The 15,840-nt window shown below is 41.8% G+C and carries 13 protein-coding genes, 1 pseudogene and 1 riboswitch; of the genes and pseudogenes, 12 read left to right on the forward strand and 2 right to left on the reverse strand.

Annotation, left to right across the window (positions count from 1 at the left end):
- Positions 1-63: 63 nt before the first annotated feature.
- From J2T13_RS19995 to J2T13_RS20050, 12 genes and pseudogenes are all read left to right on the forward strand, one after another.
- Complete coding sequence (locus J2T13_RS19995) at positions 64-1,770, forward strand: extracellular solute-binding protein (protein ID WP_429374129.1); 1,707 nt, start codon at positions 64-66, stop codon at positions 1,768-1,770.
- Positions 1,771-1,842: 72 nt separating this feature from the next.
- Positions 1,843-2,733 carry an ABC transporter permease gene (locus J2T13_RS20000; protein ID WP_429374130.1) on the forward strand — a complete coding sequence of 297 codons (891 nt, stop codon included), beginning with the start codon at positions 1,843-1,845 and terminating at the stop codon, positions 2,731-2,733.
- Positions 2,734-2,751: 18 nt separating this feature from the next.
- Entirely contained in the window at positions 2,752-3,636 is an 885-nt protein-coding gene (locus J2T13_RS20005) for a carbohydrate ABC transporter permease (RefSeq protein WP_429374131.1), read from the forward strand.
- Positions 3,637-3,654: 18 nt separating this feature from the next.
- A complete protein-coding gene (locus tag J2T13_RS20010; RefSeq protein ID WP_429374132.1) occupies positions 3,655-6,099 on the forward strand; it encodes a glycoside hydrolase family 31 protein in 2,445 nt (814 codons plus the stop codon).
- Between the two features lie 168 nt (positions 6,100-6,267).
- Positions 6,268-6,426: pseudogene (locus J2T13_RS20015) on the forward strand (UDP-N-acetylglucosamine 2-epimerase); the annotation flags it as partial.
- A gap of 466 nt (positions 6,427-6,892) precedes the next feature.
- A riboswitch (glycine riboswitch) is annotated at positions 6,893-6,992 on the forward strand.
- Positions 6,993-7,127: 135 nt separating this feature from the next.
- A complete protein-coding gene (locus tag J2T13_RS20020) occupies positions 7,128-8,522 on the forward strand; it encodes an alanine/glycine:cation symporter family protein (RefSeq protein WP_429374133.1) in 1,395 nt (464 codons plus the stop codon).
- Positions 8,523-9,093: 571 nt separating this feature from the next.
- The gene (locus J2T13_RS20025; protein WP_429374134.1) at positions 9,094-9,894 is read left to right on the forward strand and encodes a sulfite exporter TauE/SafE family protein; all 801 of its coding nucleotides are present in this window, start codon (positions 9,094-9,096) and stop codon (positions 9,892-9,894) included.
- 126 nt (positions 9,895-10,020) lie between these two features.
- Positions 10,021-10,332 (forward strand): rhodanese-like domain-containing protein, encoded by a 312-nt coding sequence (locus tag J2T13_RS20030; protein WP_429374135.1) that lies wholly within the window; start codon positions 10,021-10,023, stop codon positions 10,330-10,332.
- Between the two features lie 271 nt (positions 10,333-10,603).
- Positions 10,604-11,128 carry a dihydrofolate reductase family protein gene (locus J2T13_RS20035; protein WP_429374136.1) on the forward strand — a complete coding sequence of 175 codons (525 nt, stop codon included), beginning with the start codon at positions 10,604-10,606 and terminating at the stop codon, positions 11,126-11,128.
- Between the two features lie 146 nt (positions 11,129-11,274).
- The gene (locus J2T13_RS20040; RefSeq protein WP_429374137.1) at positions 11,275-11,448 is read left to right on the forward strand and encodes a glycosyltransferase family protein; all 174 of its coding nucleotides are present in this window, start codon (positions 11,275-11,277) and stop codon (positions 11,446-11,448) included.
- 79 nt (positions 11,449-11,527) lie between these two features.
- On the forward strand, positions 11,528-12,406 hold the full coding sequence (locus J2T13_RS20045) for a radical SAM/SPASM domain-containing protein (protein WP_429374138.1): 879 nt from the start codon (positions 11,528-11,530) through the stop codon (positions 12,404-12,406).
- 125 nt (positions 12,407-12,531) lie between these two features.
- The gene (locus tag J2T13_RS20050; protein ID WP_429374139.1) at positions 12,532-14,088 is read left to right on the forward strand and encodes a YcdB/YcdC domain-containing protein; all 1,557 of its coding nucleotides are present in this window, start codon (positions 12,532-12,534) and stop codon (positions 14,086-14,088) included.
- A 188-nt stretch (positions 14,089-14,276) separates the two neighbouring features.
- Here J2T13_RS20050 and J2T13_RS20055 read toward each other — a convergent pair whose 3' ends face one another.
- Positions 14,277-15,122, reverse strand: a complete 846-nt coding sequence (locus tag J2T13_RS20055; RefSeq protein WP_429374140.1) for a 1,4-dihydroxy-6-naphthoate synthase — start codon at positions 15,120-15,122, stop codon at positions 14,277-14,279.
- Complete coding sequence (locus J2T13_RS20060) at positions 15,119-15,796, reverse strand: futalosine hydrolase (RefSeq protein WP_429374141.1); 678 nt, start codon at positions 15,794-15,796, stop codon at positions 15,119-15,121. The genes J2T13_RS20055 and J2T13_RS20060 overlap by 4 nt, the downstream gene beginning before the upstream one ends.
- Positions 15,797-15,840: the final 44 nt, after the last annotated feature.

Here is a 15,840-nt window from a genome sequence, read left to right on the forward strand (position 1 = left end):
AATCGATCATGACATGATATATTTACTTGGTAAACAATATGAATAATCAATAGGGGGCAAACAATGAAAAAGCATGTGATGAAAAAGGGTGTAACCGCGATCATGGCGGGGTTGCTTATTGTAGCAAGCTTAAGTGCTTGTAGCAGTAATAATACAGCGAACAGTTCGAATAACAGTCCTAGTAACAATTCAAAGGACAGTGCCAATGTTGAGGTGAAAATAGATCCACTTGGGAAATTTGAGGAACCAATAGAGGTTTCAGTAGGAAGAGCAATTGATACGAATTATAAGTTTAATGGTACCGACACTGCAGAAGATAATGCTTACACACGCTGGTTGAAAGAAGAGTATAACATTGTTGTCAAACATACATGGGAAGCATCACTCTCAGATTACGACCAAAAAGTGAGCTTAGCTATTTCCAGCAATGATCTGCCGGATGCCATGCGCGTTAATGAAACACAATTGAAACTAATGATCAAAGCGGGCCAATTAGAGGATTTAACACAAGTTTATAATGATTATGCCGCTCCAAGATTGAAAGATATCTATGAGTCCAATCCTGGACTGTTGGAAAATGTAACCGTTGATAATAGATTATATGCTTTTCCAGAAACTACACTTCCATCAGCACCAATGACATGGATCCGCAAAGATTGGCTTGATAAGCTTGGTCTTGAGGCTCCTAAGACATTGGAGGATCTTGAGAATGTAGCGAAGGCATTTGTTGACAACAAACTGGGTGGGAAGAACACGGTTGGTATCGTAGGTACCGGACAAGGTGGGGCTCTCTACTCGACATTCCTGACCTCAGCTGATCACTTCTTCAACTTTTCATCCCTATTCTTTGCTAATGATGCTTATCCTGGCATATGGGTCAAAGATAAAGACGGAAATGCTGTATATGGCTCGACACAACCAGAGACTAAACAAACGCTTGCCATGATGCGTGACTGGTATGAAAAAGGGATCTTAGATAAGGAAATTGGATTGCGCAAAAGTGGGCAGGAGGTTGCTATAAGCGGAGAATCCGGTATTTTCTTCGGACCTTGGTGGACACCATATAACCTGCAAGATGCTATTAAAAATGATCCTGAAGCGAACTGGCGCCCATATGCGGCACCATTAAATGCTGCAGGGGAATTTAACTCTAATCAAGCTACAGGAAGTAACTTTATCGTTGTTAAAAAGGGATTTAAACACTCTGAAGCCGTTGTTAAAATGCTTAATGTTCATGTGTCAGAAAAAATTGCAAGTTATAATGTAGCTACAGATGGCAAGGAAATGACTGGGCAGGAGATTCCATTGTTTATTATCGCTGGTGCTGGTGATCAATTGGAATATACCGTAAATACGGTTCGGGATTACCTTGATGGGAAGATCAAGCTGGAGGATATCGATAAAGTGAACTATGGCTTTACGAATGATCTGGCCTTACATGTTAAAGATATTAAAACTGAACCGTTCCGCGACTATGATATTCAGTATTGGGACCAAGTGAAAGACCCTGGATTTTTCGCGCATATATATTCACATCTAAATGGTGGTTCTACATTCGTGGACGCTGATATCAATTATGTACGTAGCCTTGCGACCTCCAAGACGAAAACAATGGATTCGCGCTGGACTAACCTCAAAAAATTGGAGGATGAGACATTCTTGAAAATTATTCTTGGAGCTACTCCGATAGAGGAATTCGATTCATTCGTCCAAAATTGGAAGGAACAAGGTGGAGATACTATCACCAAAGAAGTGAACGAGCTCCAATAAAAGTGAAATAAATAGTCAAGACGGGTGATTACTCACTCGTCTTGACAACTTAGTAAGGAGGGAATGCAAAGCATGCGAATCAGAGGTATTTCAAAGCACTATTATTTAATGCTTCTTCCGGGATTGATATGGTTGTTCTTTTTTAATTTACTTCCCATGCATGGAATTATCATGGCTTTCAAAGACTTTAATCCTGGTATTGGAATATGGAAGTCTCCTTGGATTGGTCTCGAAAACTTTCGTTATATGTTTGAACTTGATGATAGTATGCAAGTATTTAAGAACACCATAGTTATCGCAGTATCAAAAATGATTGGTAACTTGATCATTCCATTAGTATTTGCGCTCATGTTAAATGAAGTCAAAAATCGGTATTTTAGCCGAACTGTTCAGACGATTGTGTATTTACCTCACTTTCTATCTTGGGTTATTGTCGCTGGGATTATGATTGATATTTTCTCTTATACAGGTCCTATCAATCAGATTCTATCTGTTTTTGGTGTTGATCCTCTTTTGTTCTTTGCCAATGATAAAATATTTCCGGCTCTTATCGTGGGAAGTGATATTTGGAAGGAGTTTGGATTTGCAGCCATTATTTTCTTTGCAGCCCTGACGTCCATTAACCCAGAAATGTACGAAGCTGCCGCAATTGATGGAGCTTCTCAATTTAAACGTCTAATGAGCATTACGCTACCGAGCATACTACCGGTCGCTATTTTACTCGGTACCTTAAGCTTGGGTAATGTTCTAAATGCGGGTTTCGATCAAATATTTAACCTGTACAATCCATCTGTTTATTCGACGGGTGATGTTATCGATACTTGGGTCTATAGAGCTGGTCTTATTGATATGCAATATGGTTTAGCTACAGCAGTAGGCCTTCTTAAATCAGTTGTTGGGTTAGTTCTGATATCGACTTCGTACGGATTGGCGTACCGGTTTGCGAACTACCGAATCTTTTAATATAGGAGTGTGGAAATTATGGTAGAAGAACGCTCGTTCCTCTCCAGGGTATTTAATGGATTCAATGTGTTCCTGTTAATTTCGATTACGCTTCTTTGTGTTTTGCCTGTGTGGTACACACTCGTTATCTCTTTGAGTGATAAAGCTGCAGTATCGGCAGGCCAAGTGTTTATTTGGCCTAAGGGCTTCACACTGGACTCATATAAAGCTATCATTGGCGACGGACAATTTTTTAGATCGTTCTTTATTTCAGTGCTGCGTGTTGTTTTGGGAGCAGTCATTACCCTTTCTGTCGTGATATTAATGGCTTATCCTCTCTCCAAAACATCGAAAGAATTTGGACCAAGAAATATTCTAATGTGGCTCCTGATCTTTGCTATGTTGTTCAGCGGTGGGTTGGTTCCATGGTACATGACCATGAAATCTCTTGGCATGATTAATAATATTTGGGGACTTGTACTAGGAGGCGGATTGCCTGTCTTTAATGTCATTTTGGTTATGAATTTCTTTCGGAATTTGCCGAAGGAAATTGAAGAATCAGCATTGATTGACGGCGCAGGGCCATGGCGCATTCTATTTGGCATCATCATGCCGTTGTCTATGCCTGTACTGGCAACGATACTGGTGTTTACGATTGTCTATCATTGGAATGAATTTTTTCAGGCTCTTGTATTAATGACGAAAAATGAGAATTACCCCTTACAATCATATATTCGTCAAGTGGCGGTCGTTGTGGACTTGTCGAAATTGGATGTGGAGTCCGTCAAGCGTTCAGTAGGTTTATCGAATCAAACGTTAAATGCGGCGAAAATTTTTATTTCGATGCTCCCTCTTTTGATTATTTATCCGTTTCTACAAAAGTATTTTGTCAAAGGAATAACGCTTGGTTCGGTTAAAGGATAATGAATAGGAGAATTACTTATGAAAACTAGCGAAACGATTCATCCTGATAAAGGCAACCTTAAAGTCGTTTCAAACAACGATTGGGTCATGGGTTCAATTCGATCGGTGAAACATGAACAAGGAACTTACTTATTCAGAGGTGAATATGCATCAATCATGCTACAACCCGTAAATGATTACATTGTGCGGGTAAAGCTACTGCTGGATCATCACATTGATTTACGTACGACAATTGCAGTTCAAGAGGAAGCTTTCACGGTGGTTGACGTTCGAATAGAAGAAAGTTCAGAGTCATACAAATTGATACTTCCAGCTCTTACCGTTGTTGTGAATAAAGAGAATGGCCGATTGGATTTCTATAATGCCGATGGAGATCTGATATCGAGTGAGGAAGAGGTATTTCGAACCGGACGAGGAGAATATGGATGTCGAAAACAGATGGAACCCGATTCTCACATTTACGGATTAGGAGAAAAAACAGGGTTTTTGGATAAAAACGGTGAAAAATACGATATGTGGAATTCTGATGTCTTCGATCCGCATGTTCCTGAAATTGAATGTCTGTATGTATCGATTCCGTTCTTAATTCATTTCCGTTACAATAAGCCTGCCTATGGTATATTTCTAGATAATCCAGGACGGACTTCGTTTAACATGCGTTCGAACGATAATTTATACACCTTTCAGATAGATTCAGGTACGATCGATTATTATTTCATTTATGGTCCCGAGTTGAAAGATGTTGTGAAAAAATACAGCGGGCTGACAGGTCGGATGGAGCTTCCACCCGCATGGGCAATCGGATACCACCAATCTCGTTACAGCTATATGGATCAAGAAGAAGTCATAGCACTCGCTAGAAACTTTCGTGATAAGCAAATTCCGTGCGATGTCATTTACCTTGACATTCATTATATGGATGAGTATCGAGTATTTACATTTGATCCGCAACGATTCCCGAATCCGGGTGCAATGATAAATGAACTTAAGGAAATAGGGATACGCATTATTCCTATCGTCGATCCTGGTGTTAAAAAGGACCCCGAATATCTCCCTTATCAAGAAGGGATAAAAAATGATTACTTCTGCCGCAAGATGGAAGGCGACTTGTTTATAGGCAATGTATGGCCGGGAGCAAGTGCGTTCCCCGACTTTACAGTAGAAGAAGTGCGCTTGTGGTGGGAAGAGAAGCATCGTTACTATACGGATCTTGGAATTAATGGAATCTGGAACGATATGAACGAGCCTGCGGTATTTAATGCCACTAAAACAATGGATCTAGACGTTGTACACGGGAACGATGGAGATCCGAGAACACATCGCGAGCTTCACAATATTTACGGGATGCTGATGTCGATGGCTACGCAGCAAGGTTTGAAGAAACAATTGAAAGGTGAACGTCCTTTCGTGCTCACGCGAGCAGGCTATGCGGGTGTTCAGAAGTACGCGGCTACTTGGACAGGAGATAACCGCAGCTTCTGGGAGCATCTGTCCATGGCTATTCCAATGGTTCTCAACTTGGGATTATCCGGTCAGCCATTTGCCGGACCCGATATAGGTGGATTCTCTCACCATACTACACCCGAGCTTCTGGCGCGTTGGACGCAAGCAGGGGTATTCTTCCCGTACTGCCGTAATCATAGTGTTCTTGATTCGATACATCAAGAGCCCTGGGCATTCGGTTCGCAAATAGAAGAAATTTGCCGGAAATATATTCGTTTACGCTATCGTCTCCTGCCGTACTTGTATACGCTGTTCTATGAAGCGCATAAGACAGGGATGCCAGTTATGCGTCCGCTCATTCTTGAATATCCGAATGATCATAACGTTCATAATTTATGCGATCAATTCATGGTGGGCAGCAAACTACTTGTGGCTCCTGTCCTTCGACCGAATACGGAATACCGTGCTGTTTATTTGCCGGAAGGGGAATGGATCGATTATTGGACCGGCGAACATCATATGGGGGGGCGTCATATTTTAGCACATGCTCCGATTGATGTATTGCCGCTTTATGTAAAGGCAGGGACAATCCTCCCTGAGCTTTTAGATGACGAATGGAAGCCGGTATTGAATGAAAATTCCAATGTAACTCTTAGTATTTATGCAGGTGTGTCTAGAAGCGAATCGCATGGTCAGTGGTATGAGGATGATGCCCGGACTTACGATTATGAAAACAATGTTTACAACCTTTTAGCAACAACCGTCACGACAGAGAAAGATTCGGTGACCTTGAAGCTCAGATATCAATCAAAGGGACTACTAACGGTGCGGAAAATGCTTGATTTAAATGTGAAGCGGATGAATTTTGTTCCGAAAGGCATTCAGTTAATAACATCACAAGAGAATGTTAGGTTGGAGGAAGTCGGTGGCACTTGGTCTTACGAAGAGGAAACTCTGGAACTGAAGTTACAAGTACCTAATACATTTGTTGAGTTGGAGATAGTCGTGCAAGGACAATAATGATGCCATATCGATTGTGAACGAACACAATAGAGAGATAATGTCTAATGAAAGAATTCATTCTCTAAGTTTATCGCCCCTAGCACCGCAGATAATGCGAGGTTAGGGGCTTTTACGGTATGGAATCTCTCAATTTCATGGCATCGGAAGGGAAGGAAGTTTATTCGTAAAAAGGGTGATTACTATCTTGAGACAGTGGGCGGTGATCTGGGTGAGAGCATTGGAAATATTATTTCAAAGAACTATAAAGTGCTGTCAGAAGTAAAACCAGATGCACTTTTAATTCTAGGTGATACCAATTCCGCTCTATCAGCGATAGCAGCAAAAATAGAGCAGAGGTTATTCGTATGGGGAACTCGAAGTCATAACTTTAGACTACGAGGGAAATTAGTGCTGATTGGGAGTCCCAAAGCTCTTGTTGAAAAGTTCAGTGAAACTTTCCATGATCGGAGAGTCAGTCGGGTTCTTAGAATAGCAAGCAATTCTCACGTGTGTTTAAAGAGCTAGAGGGAGTCACTCCCCATGATTACCGAATAAAAGTTCAAGCCGACGAACGATTAAAGGATAGTTCTAAGTAAGCGATTAGACATGAATCTCAGTCTACTTTTCAATTCTATGAATGGTTTCATATTTGCTTCACAGAATTTTCACTTGCAAAACAGATGAGTTAGTCTGTATACTTATAAAAATTTCATATAGCTGGATGATGTTTATGGGAGATGGAACGATGTGTTCCAACCGAAGGGGCAAAACTCTCAGGTGCTTGTTAAAGTGACAAGTGAAGACCGTAAACGGACAGAACTCTGGAGAGACCCTTGTCATAGGGCGCCGAAGGTGCACGGTAGATGTATTTATCTACTTAAACTCTCAGGCAAAAGGACAGAGATGGGAATGACGTATGCAGAAAGCCTACGCCTTGTGATTATATTCACGATACAGGTGGAAGGTGTGTTTTTCTCATATCCTGAACCTCTCTCAGAGTCAAAATCAGTCGATTTGGCTCTTTTTGTTGTCATTATTTAAAGGGGATGGTTGAAATGGTAGAGATATTAGACAAGATTGATAGTTGGGTATGGGGGCCTCCATTACTTATTCTAGTCATGGGTACGGGGTTATGGTTGACCATTCGTTTGAACTTGCTTCAAGTACTTCGCTTACCGCTTGCGCTCAAGCTGATTGGTAAATCGCCGAATGATGGTAGTGGAGATGTTAGTAGCTTCGGGGCATTAAGCACTGCCTTGGCAGCAACGGTTGGTACTGGGAATATCGTAGGTGTAGCTACAGCGATCAAGCTGGGTGGGCCTGGAGCCTTGTTCTGGATGCTGGCAGCAGCATTTTTGGGGATGGCTACGAAATACGCAGAGGGATTGCTGGCTGTTAAATATCGGACGGTAGATAAGAATGGGCAATATTCCGGTGGACCGATGTATTACATCGAGAAGGGTCTGGGTCCGCGTTTTCGACCACTAGCGATTATGTTCGCAGCGAGTGGTATTCTGGTCGCATTATTTGGAATTGGGACATTTCCACAGGTAAACGCTATCGTATCGGCTACAAAATCGAGCTTTGGAGTACCTGTGGTCGTAACTGCTATTATTCTAGCCGTGTTGACCGCTATCGTGACCATTGGGGGGATAAAGAGCATTGCGCAGGTATCAACTAAAGTAGTGCCCTTCATGTCAGGCTTGTATGTTATTGCTTGCTTGGGTGTTCTTATCATGTTCGCTGAAGAGCTTCCTCATGCGATCTCTCTCGTATTCACATCGGCCTTCTCTACTACGGCAGCCACAGGTGGATTCCTCGGAGCTACGATTATGCTTGCCATGCGTAGTGGTGTTGCCAGAGGGATTTTCTCGAATGAATCCGGATTAGGGAGCGCACCGATCGCAGCGGCTGCTGCCAAAACCAAATGGCCGGCAGAGCAAGGATTAGTCTCAATGACAGGGACCTTTATCGATACCATAATTATTTGTAATCTGACAGGACTGATGCTTCTGGTCACGGGGGTATGGAATGGAGAAAGCGAGGGCGCACTTATGACTCAACAGGCTTTTGCTAGTGCCTTTCCAGCCTTTGGAGCAGGACTTCTAACGATCTGTTTGATCCTATTTGCCTTTACAACCATTCTCGGTTGGAATTATTATGGGGAACGTTGTGTTGAGTATTTAGTAGGGGTTAAAGGAATTAAGCCTTATCGTTATTTGTTCATTGCACTTGTAGCAGGCGGGGCCTTTATCAAGTTGGAGGCGATTTGGCTGTTAGCGGATATATTTAATGCCTTGATGGCTTTCCCGAACTTGATTGCACTGTTAGGCTTATCCGGAGTGGTTGTAAAAGAGACACAGGTGTATATGGCGGCAGTTCATCGAAAGAAAAAGTCGCAGGAGCCACTTGCCACAAGTACGGACAGCAAATTAGATTAGAGCAAATGTTGAGATGGGTTTACATTTATTGATGATTCAATGATAGGAGTGTTAAACAGAGGGTTAAACTCACAAATATGAAGTGAACAATGAAGCGCCCAACCTACTTTCAGTAGGTTGGGCGCTTCATTATCTATAACATAGATCGCTTGGACTCGAGACGTGATTACACACACAGGGATCCTTTATATTAGGTGAATTAATTTATGGAATGTATGATTTGAAGTTTATGTTGAATACTAACTCTGGAATTGGAAGTCAATGAATTTATTATTGATCATGGTCTGTCGAGCCAGACACAATCCTTACTCCAAGTGAAAGGATAGTTTCTTCCTTATAATGACCCTGTGAGCAAGCCTTAACCAAGGATACGCTATTACTCTCGCTGGAAAGTAATTCATTACACTTAGGGCATCTGTTTTCAAAAAGAACCTTCAATTTATTAAACATATTAACCTCCAAATTCATATGAATTTACTTGGGTTTTATTATACCTTTACAATTCGATTATGTATAGAGGGAATCATACAAATAAAGTGTACTTAGCGCTAGCAAAATAAGGGTGGGATCTATGGGCATTATTTTTTCAGTAACGATGATCATTCTTGGTTTTATCGGTTCCTTCTTTTCTGGATTATTGGGCATCGGTGGAGGCATTATTAATTACCCCTTATTACTATTTGTTCCTCCAAGTCTTGGTATAGCTAGCTTTACAGCACAAGAGGTATCTGGTATAAGTATGTTTCAAGTGTTCTTTGCGTCATTAGCTGGCGTTATTGCCTTTAGCAGGAAGAGTAAGAAAAGTAAGAATGCCTCATTGATTCATAAGGGACTTGTATTCAATATGGGGAGTGGCATTCTGCTAGGAAGTCTTTTGGGTGGGTACGTATCTAGATTTCTATCTGGAGACTCTATTAACATTATTTATGGTGTGTTAGCGATAGTTGCTGTTGTACTCATGGTTATTCCGAATAAAGGAAAACAACAACATGAAGATTTGGATAATATATCATATAATAGAATTATTGCGATTGTAGCTGCGTTCTTGACGGGTATTGTATCTGGAATTGTTGGTGCAGGCGGAGCATTCATTCTTATTCCGATTATGTTAACTGTTCTAAAAATTCCCACGAGGACAACAATTGCATCTTCTTTAGCCATTGTATTTATTTCAGCCGTAGGTGGTGTTATCGGGAAAATAACAGGTGGACCTATTCCTCTAATGCCCACTATTTTTACGGTTATAGGTAGTGTCATAGGAGCTCCGTTCGGATCGCGTATCAGCGCAAAAATAAACGTGAAATATTTACGTTACGCTTTAGTTGTATTAATAGCAGGGACTGCCGTTAAAGTGTGGATGTCTATTCTATAATTTTTGTCCACCTTGGTATTGAGCAAGATCGTGCAAGAAGCGATTGAATTGTTGGTAAAGAGTCGGTAATGAGTCAAAGTCATATTGTTGATATTCTGGATAAAGAACTAAAGGAGAGAAAATACAATGGCCTTTCATATATCAAAAGAAATAACGCCAGAATCACTGGCTTCCCGACTAAAAAAGGGAGAGTCCCTGTTGGTTATAGATGTACGTGAACCTCAAGAATGGCATGCCGGACATATTGCTGGAGCTACGCATATCCAGCTTGGGCAATTGTTGGACAGACTCGATGAGTTGGATTCAGCACAAGAAATGTTCATGGTCTGTAGAAGTGGAAGTCGTAGCGGGCTAGCATGTGAGTTGCTTAGTGAAAGAGGATTTGATGTGGTAAATATGACGGGCGGTCTTAATGAATGGACCGATGAATTAGTTTAGCTTCATTAAGCTAAATAGGGGTTAGAAGAGGTAAACGATATGAAGTCAACTATATTCTAATTATTATTATCATAGGGTATGCATTCAACACAAGAAGAACCCTGATTTTTAAACATCGAGGTTCTTTTTTGTGCTCCTAAGCATGAGGAGTTCTCATATAACGTTGAGAACACTTACTTAATGGAGTGATTCCGAAGTACTAATATGTAAAATTTGGAAGGTATTTAGCATGTTGAAAGCGAATGTATAGTTCAGAAGGGAGTGATGAGAGTTGATTAATAATAAAGTCGTGTTATACATTGCTATGAGTCTAGATGGATATATTGCAAGGAAAGACGGTTCTGTCGATTGGCTAGATGATGTTGAGGGTGACGAGTCGGATAACGGATACGGTAAGTTCTATGATTCTATTGGAACCGTGGTCATGGGCAGACTCACCTATGATGAAGTACTTAGCTTAACGGATGTGTTTCCGTATGCAGATAAACCTTGTTACGTGTATTCAAGATCTAAACAGACAGAGGATCCTTTCGTTGTATTTACTCATGAGCCATTGGAGAACCTCATTCCTAGATTGAAGGATACGTCGAAGGGAGATATATGGCTAGTTGGTGGTGGTCAGCTTGTCCAAGCTTTTCTAGAGAAGAGATTACTTGATGAGATTTACGTCGCAATCATTCCAAAGGTGCTAGGAGAAGGCATTCGGTTGTTCCCTAAAGGGACCGTTCCGGATACATTTAAATTGTTGAAGATTGAGCGAATGGGACAAATCGTTGCCTTGAGTTATAAGGTATAATGAAAGGAGCCAGCATATTATTACATGAAATCTAACGGATATAGAAAAAATATCTCCTTAATTTTACATATTCCTCTTTTGAAATATCCCACTTATAACGAGTAAGACAATCCCCAATAAGATTAAAGAGTTAGCGATAATGGACTATGAAAAAACTCCCACCAGGCCAGGCATCAGCTTATTTGAACCATCCTGAACAAGCAGATCAAATTGCTGCAGCAGCACGGCTTCGTTGCCTGAATGAACACACAGGGTCTAAGAGATTAGGAGATATATTCGAACAGTTGGATTGGGAGCTACTAGAGCATCGGAATGGGTAATAGCCTTAGCAAAGAAGGATCATCTATGCTACCATAAAGGATAATATTTCTAAACAGTCAAAGGCGGAGTTTGCACCCTATGAAAAAATTTAAGAAGTTCTATATCGAGATAACGAGTGTATGTAATCTGGCTTGTACCTTCTGTCCGCAAACGAAAAGACAAGCTAATTTCATTAAAGTCGACGCATTCACCAAAATTTTGGACGAGATTAAGCCCCATACTGATTATATTTATTTCCATGTCAAAGGGGAGCCACTTCTTCATCCCAAAATTGATCAATTACTAGACTTGAGTCATGAGCGTGGGTTCAAAGTTAATATTACTTCTAATGGGACGCTACTTCCTAAAGTAAAAGACAAAATTATGATGAAGCCGGCATTACGGCAGATGAATTTCTCACTACATAGCTTTGATGGACATGAGGGCTCTACGAATAAAGAGCAATATGTATCGACTGTTTTGTCTTTTGCTAAAGAAGCTGTTCAGCATACGGGTGTTATCATTTCTTTAAGGCTGTGGAATCTAACCGAGGACAATATGACGAATATTGAGCGGAATCGAAACCGACAAATTCTTGAAATGATTGAGCGTGAGTTCAATTTGGATTTCAAGATCGAAGAGAAAGTTCAACCAGGTAGTGGTGTCAAAATAGCGAAACAAATATATCTGAATCAGGATCATGAGTTCAAATGGCCAGATCTTAAAGAAGAAGAGGATGACGGACCGGGCTTCTGTCATGGTCTACGCAATCAAGCGGGGATACTGGTAGATGGAACAGTTATCCCGTGTTGCTTAGATGGAGAAGGCGTGATCAATCTGGGTAACATCAATCACACACCATTCTCTGAGATACTGGAGAGTGAGAGAGCGAATCATCTATATGACGGTTTTTCGAGAAGAGAAGTTGTTGAGGAGTTATGCAGAAAGTGTGGGTATCGTAAACGATTTAATGGTTAGACAAGCGCTTATGACCACATTCATATTTTCATAATTTGCATAGGAATGATATAGGTTAAAGGTCAAGTGAGTATTATATATTTTATTCTTCCTGGGTTCTAGAATTTTTATGAAGGAGTGAAAATGTGTCAGTTGATATAGAGAATCTTCGTACTAGAGCGAAAACCATTGTGGAGATACCTGCGCATTATCGGTTAGAAATGGAAGATAACATTCCAAAAGGTGATGAACAAGAACGTTGTTTCATTTGGGAAGATCCTGAAAACGAGGATAATCGTATCGAGGTGACACTGGATTTATATACCGGACATGTTACACGGCTTGCTATTGATCGAGCAGAAGAGGAAGAGATCAATGAGGTTGGTGGGGGACAGTGGATGAGCTCGGATGGTAAGGCAAGGGTGATTGCAGATACCTTTGTTGCGAGACATACTCCGGATGCAGCTGAATTAACCTCTGTGTTTATAGAGAAAGAAAGAGACGGAATAACGTTTACATTACGTCGAGAAGTGGGTGGGTTGCCACTTCCTGGAACAGGTTGCAAGCTGACGATTGATGCGGGACTGAATGTCGTACGTTATCGGTTGGATGGAAGGAAGAACCTTAATGGGAGTCTTCCGGAATGGCCTGCTGCCATTGTGGACGAGGAAACAGTGAAGGAGTATGTTAGGCGTCATTTACGAATGGAGCTCACCATCGTTTCATTATATCCTTCTATGTATGAGCTGAATGGCAACGAACCGGAATATCGACTAGCCTACATGCCAACGCCTGAACATCAATTCATAGATGCTATTACAGGACTTGATTTGTTTAGTCCTGAACATTACGTTATGCCGCCAAGTAGCCCTGTTCCGCAGATCAAGACGGTTTCGAACCTTACGAATGAGGATGAGAAGGGGTCATGGGAGCAACGACTGGGTATTAATGTAGAGCATTACATGCTTGAAAAGACATTGGATGACGGGGAGACGGTTAGATATCGGTATCAGATCAGCCAGCAGGAGGAAGAGGAGCCAGAAACGGACGGAATGTCAGTAGATGCTTACATGAATCGCAAATGGGGCGATCAGCTACGTAATATGAGGGACCACTCGATCATGGTACAACTGGAGAAGAAGACGGGGCGTCTCATCGGGTTTCACCAGATGAACTGTGGGGAGGTAGGAGTTCCAACGTTTAGCCGTGAGTTATGTTGGAAGCAGGCCGAGCAGTTCTTGGGTATCGTATTTCCAGATTACGCGCAGTATCTCCAACTCGAAATCGATCAAGCGAATTCAGATGAGGAGCCGTGTAAGCGTGAATTTTTCTATTTGCCAGTCTTTATTGATGGGATCCCTGTAAATCATGAGCGAATCACGATTAGTGTCTGCACATCAACTGGAGAAATATGTGCTTATATGGGGGTTTCTTATGAACTGATTAGTGAATTGACAGGACGTCAATTTCAATCAATAATCATGGCTGAAACTGCACTTGATTCCTATGTCGAACAAATGAAACTTCGCCTTAAGTGGTATGAGGATCAGGATAAGGATGACCATGACCATGACCATGACCACAATACGCAGGTGTATCGGCTATTATATGAGGCGACGACTAAGTCCATTCCCAAGCAAGGGAACGAAGGGAAGCTACGGTATATCGATGCCATGACGGGCGAGTTTATTTGGGGAAAGTAGAAATAGTAGTCTTATCTTATAGGAAACGATATTTATACATTTATATATCATTATTGGAATTATGTTTATACAATTTAGCTTATAATCGGGAGTTCTTATAAGTAGTGAAAGAGAGTCCAGAACTTCTGGACTCTCTTTTTAATGCTGAGGTCGGAGGATGGTCACCGCTCTACTTGAATCGATAAATTTCAGGGTCTCCATAATAGTGCAGCAGGATCAACGGAGGGGACAATACCCTCTTGTGCAGCACGGGTAAGTAAAGCTGTTACCGCACCATACCCAGCTTCTCCTAAATTTTCTGTGAACTCATTAACGTATAGATTAATGTGCGATTGTGCGACTTCAGGTGATAATTCTTGAGCATGGTTTAATACATAGGCCCGTGTTTGTTCGGGATGTTCCCAAGCATATTCTACAGAACTGCGAATCCATTTCACGATGCTATCTAGATCGAGTGTACGACGGGCGATAATTGCACCGAGTGGAATAGGCAGGCCCGTATCCGCTTCCCACCAGCTACCTAAATCAGTAAGCAATGTGAGTCCATAAGTAGGGTATGTGAACCGCGCTTCGTGAATGACGAGTCCAGCATCGATCAGTCCATCTCGAACTGCCGGCATAATCTTGTCGAAAGGCATCACTATGATTTCACCTACACCACCAGGAACATTCTGAGCGGCCCATAATCGGAAAAGTAGGTAGGCCGTAGAGCGTTCACTTGGAACGGCAACCGTTTTGCCAGATAAAGATTGTGGGTCAGAACCCTTGTCACCATCGGATGTGAGTATGAGCGGACCGCAACCTCGCCCTAGTGCTCCGCCACATGGGAGTAAAGCATATTCATCTAGAACCCAAGGCAGTGCAGCGTAAGAAATTTTAAGTATATCGGGTCCATCGGAAGTCGTAGCTAGATTATTGGTGATGTCAATATCAGCATAAGTGATATCAAGCTCAGGAGCGTTGGTTATTAATCCGTGTGCCCAAGCATGAAAGACAAAGGTATCATTGGGACAAGGTGAGAAAGCAATCTTCATGTTAATACCTCCAGTAATATTGAACTTGTTGCTTCTAATGCGTCGAACGCCTCTTTCATCCGCCAAGCTGCTCGATCTCTTGGACCTACTGCGTTGGAGATGGTTCGGATTTCCAGAACCGGTAGGTCGTATAAAGTAGCTGCAATCGCCACGCCATATCCTTCCATCGCTTCGGCACATACGCCAGGAACTCGTTCTGCACGTTCTATCGTTGTAGCGGTAGTTCCAGTAGCCGTGGATACTGTAATGATGGGGCCAGTGTGGACAGGGAATCCAGCTGAATGTAGCGCTTCGCTCAATTTTGTTACAAGGGGACCGTAGGGTTGAATTAATGACGACCCAAAGCCTAATTCATCTACAGAACTGAAGCCCTCTGCAGTCTGAACCCCTAGATCAGCGGCAATAATCTTATCTGCAATGACAATGGATCCGAGATCAGCTCTTCCTATAAATCCTCCGCCAATACCAGCTGAAATGACAAGATCATATTTACTTGTGGCTAATGCTTTAGCCGTAGAAGCGGCCGCAGAGGCCGATCCAACACCAGCTAATAGAACATCAAATATAGGTGAACCTTTGAGACCTCGTAGGACAGAATCTCTTTCAGCTTCTACGGCAGTCATAATAAGAATTCGTGATGGTTGTTTATCAGGATTCATAGTTGATCCTTTCATGTACTTTTAGAATTGAAATCTATCATTGTATGTACCCATACTAT

The organism is Paenibacillus sp. DS2015 (assembly GCF_050433705.1).
GTDB lineage: Bacteria > Bacillota > Bacilli > Paenibacillales > Paenibacillaceae > Paenibacillus_AQ.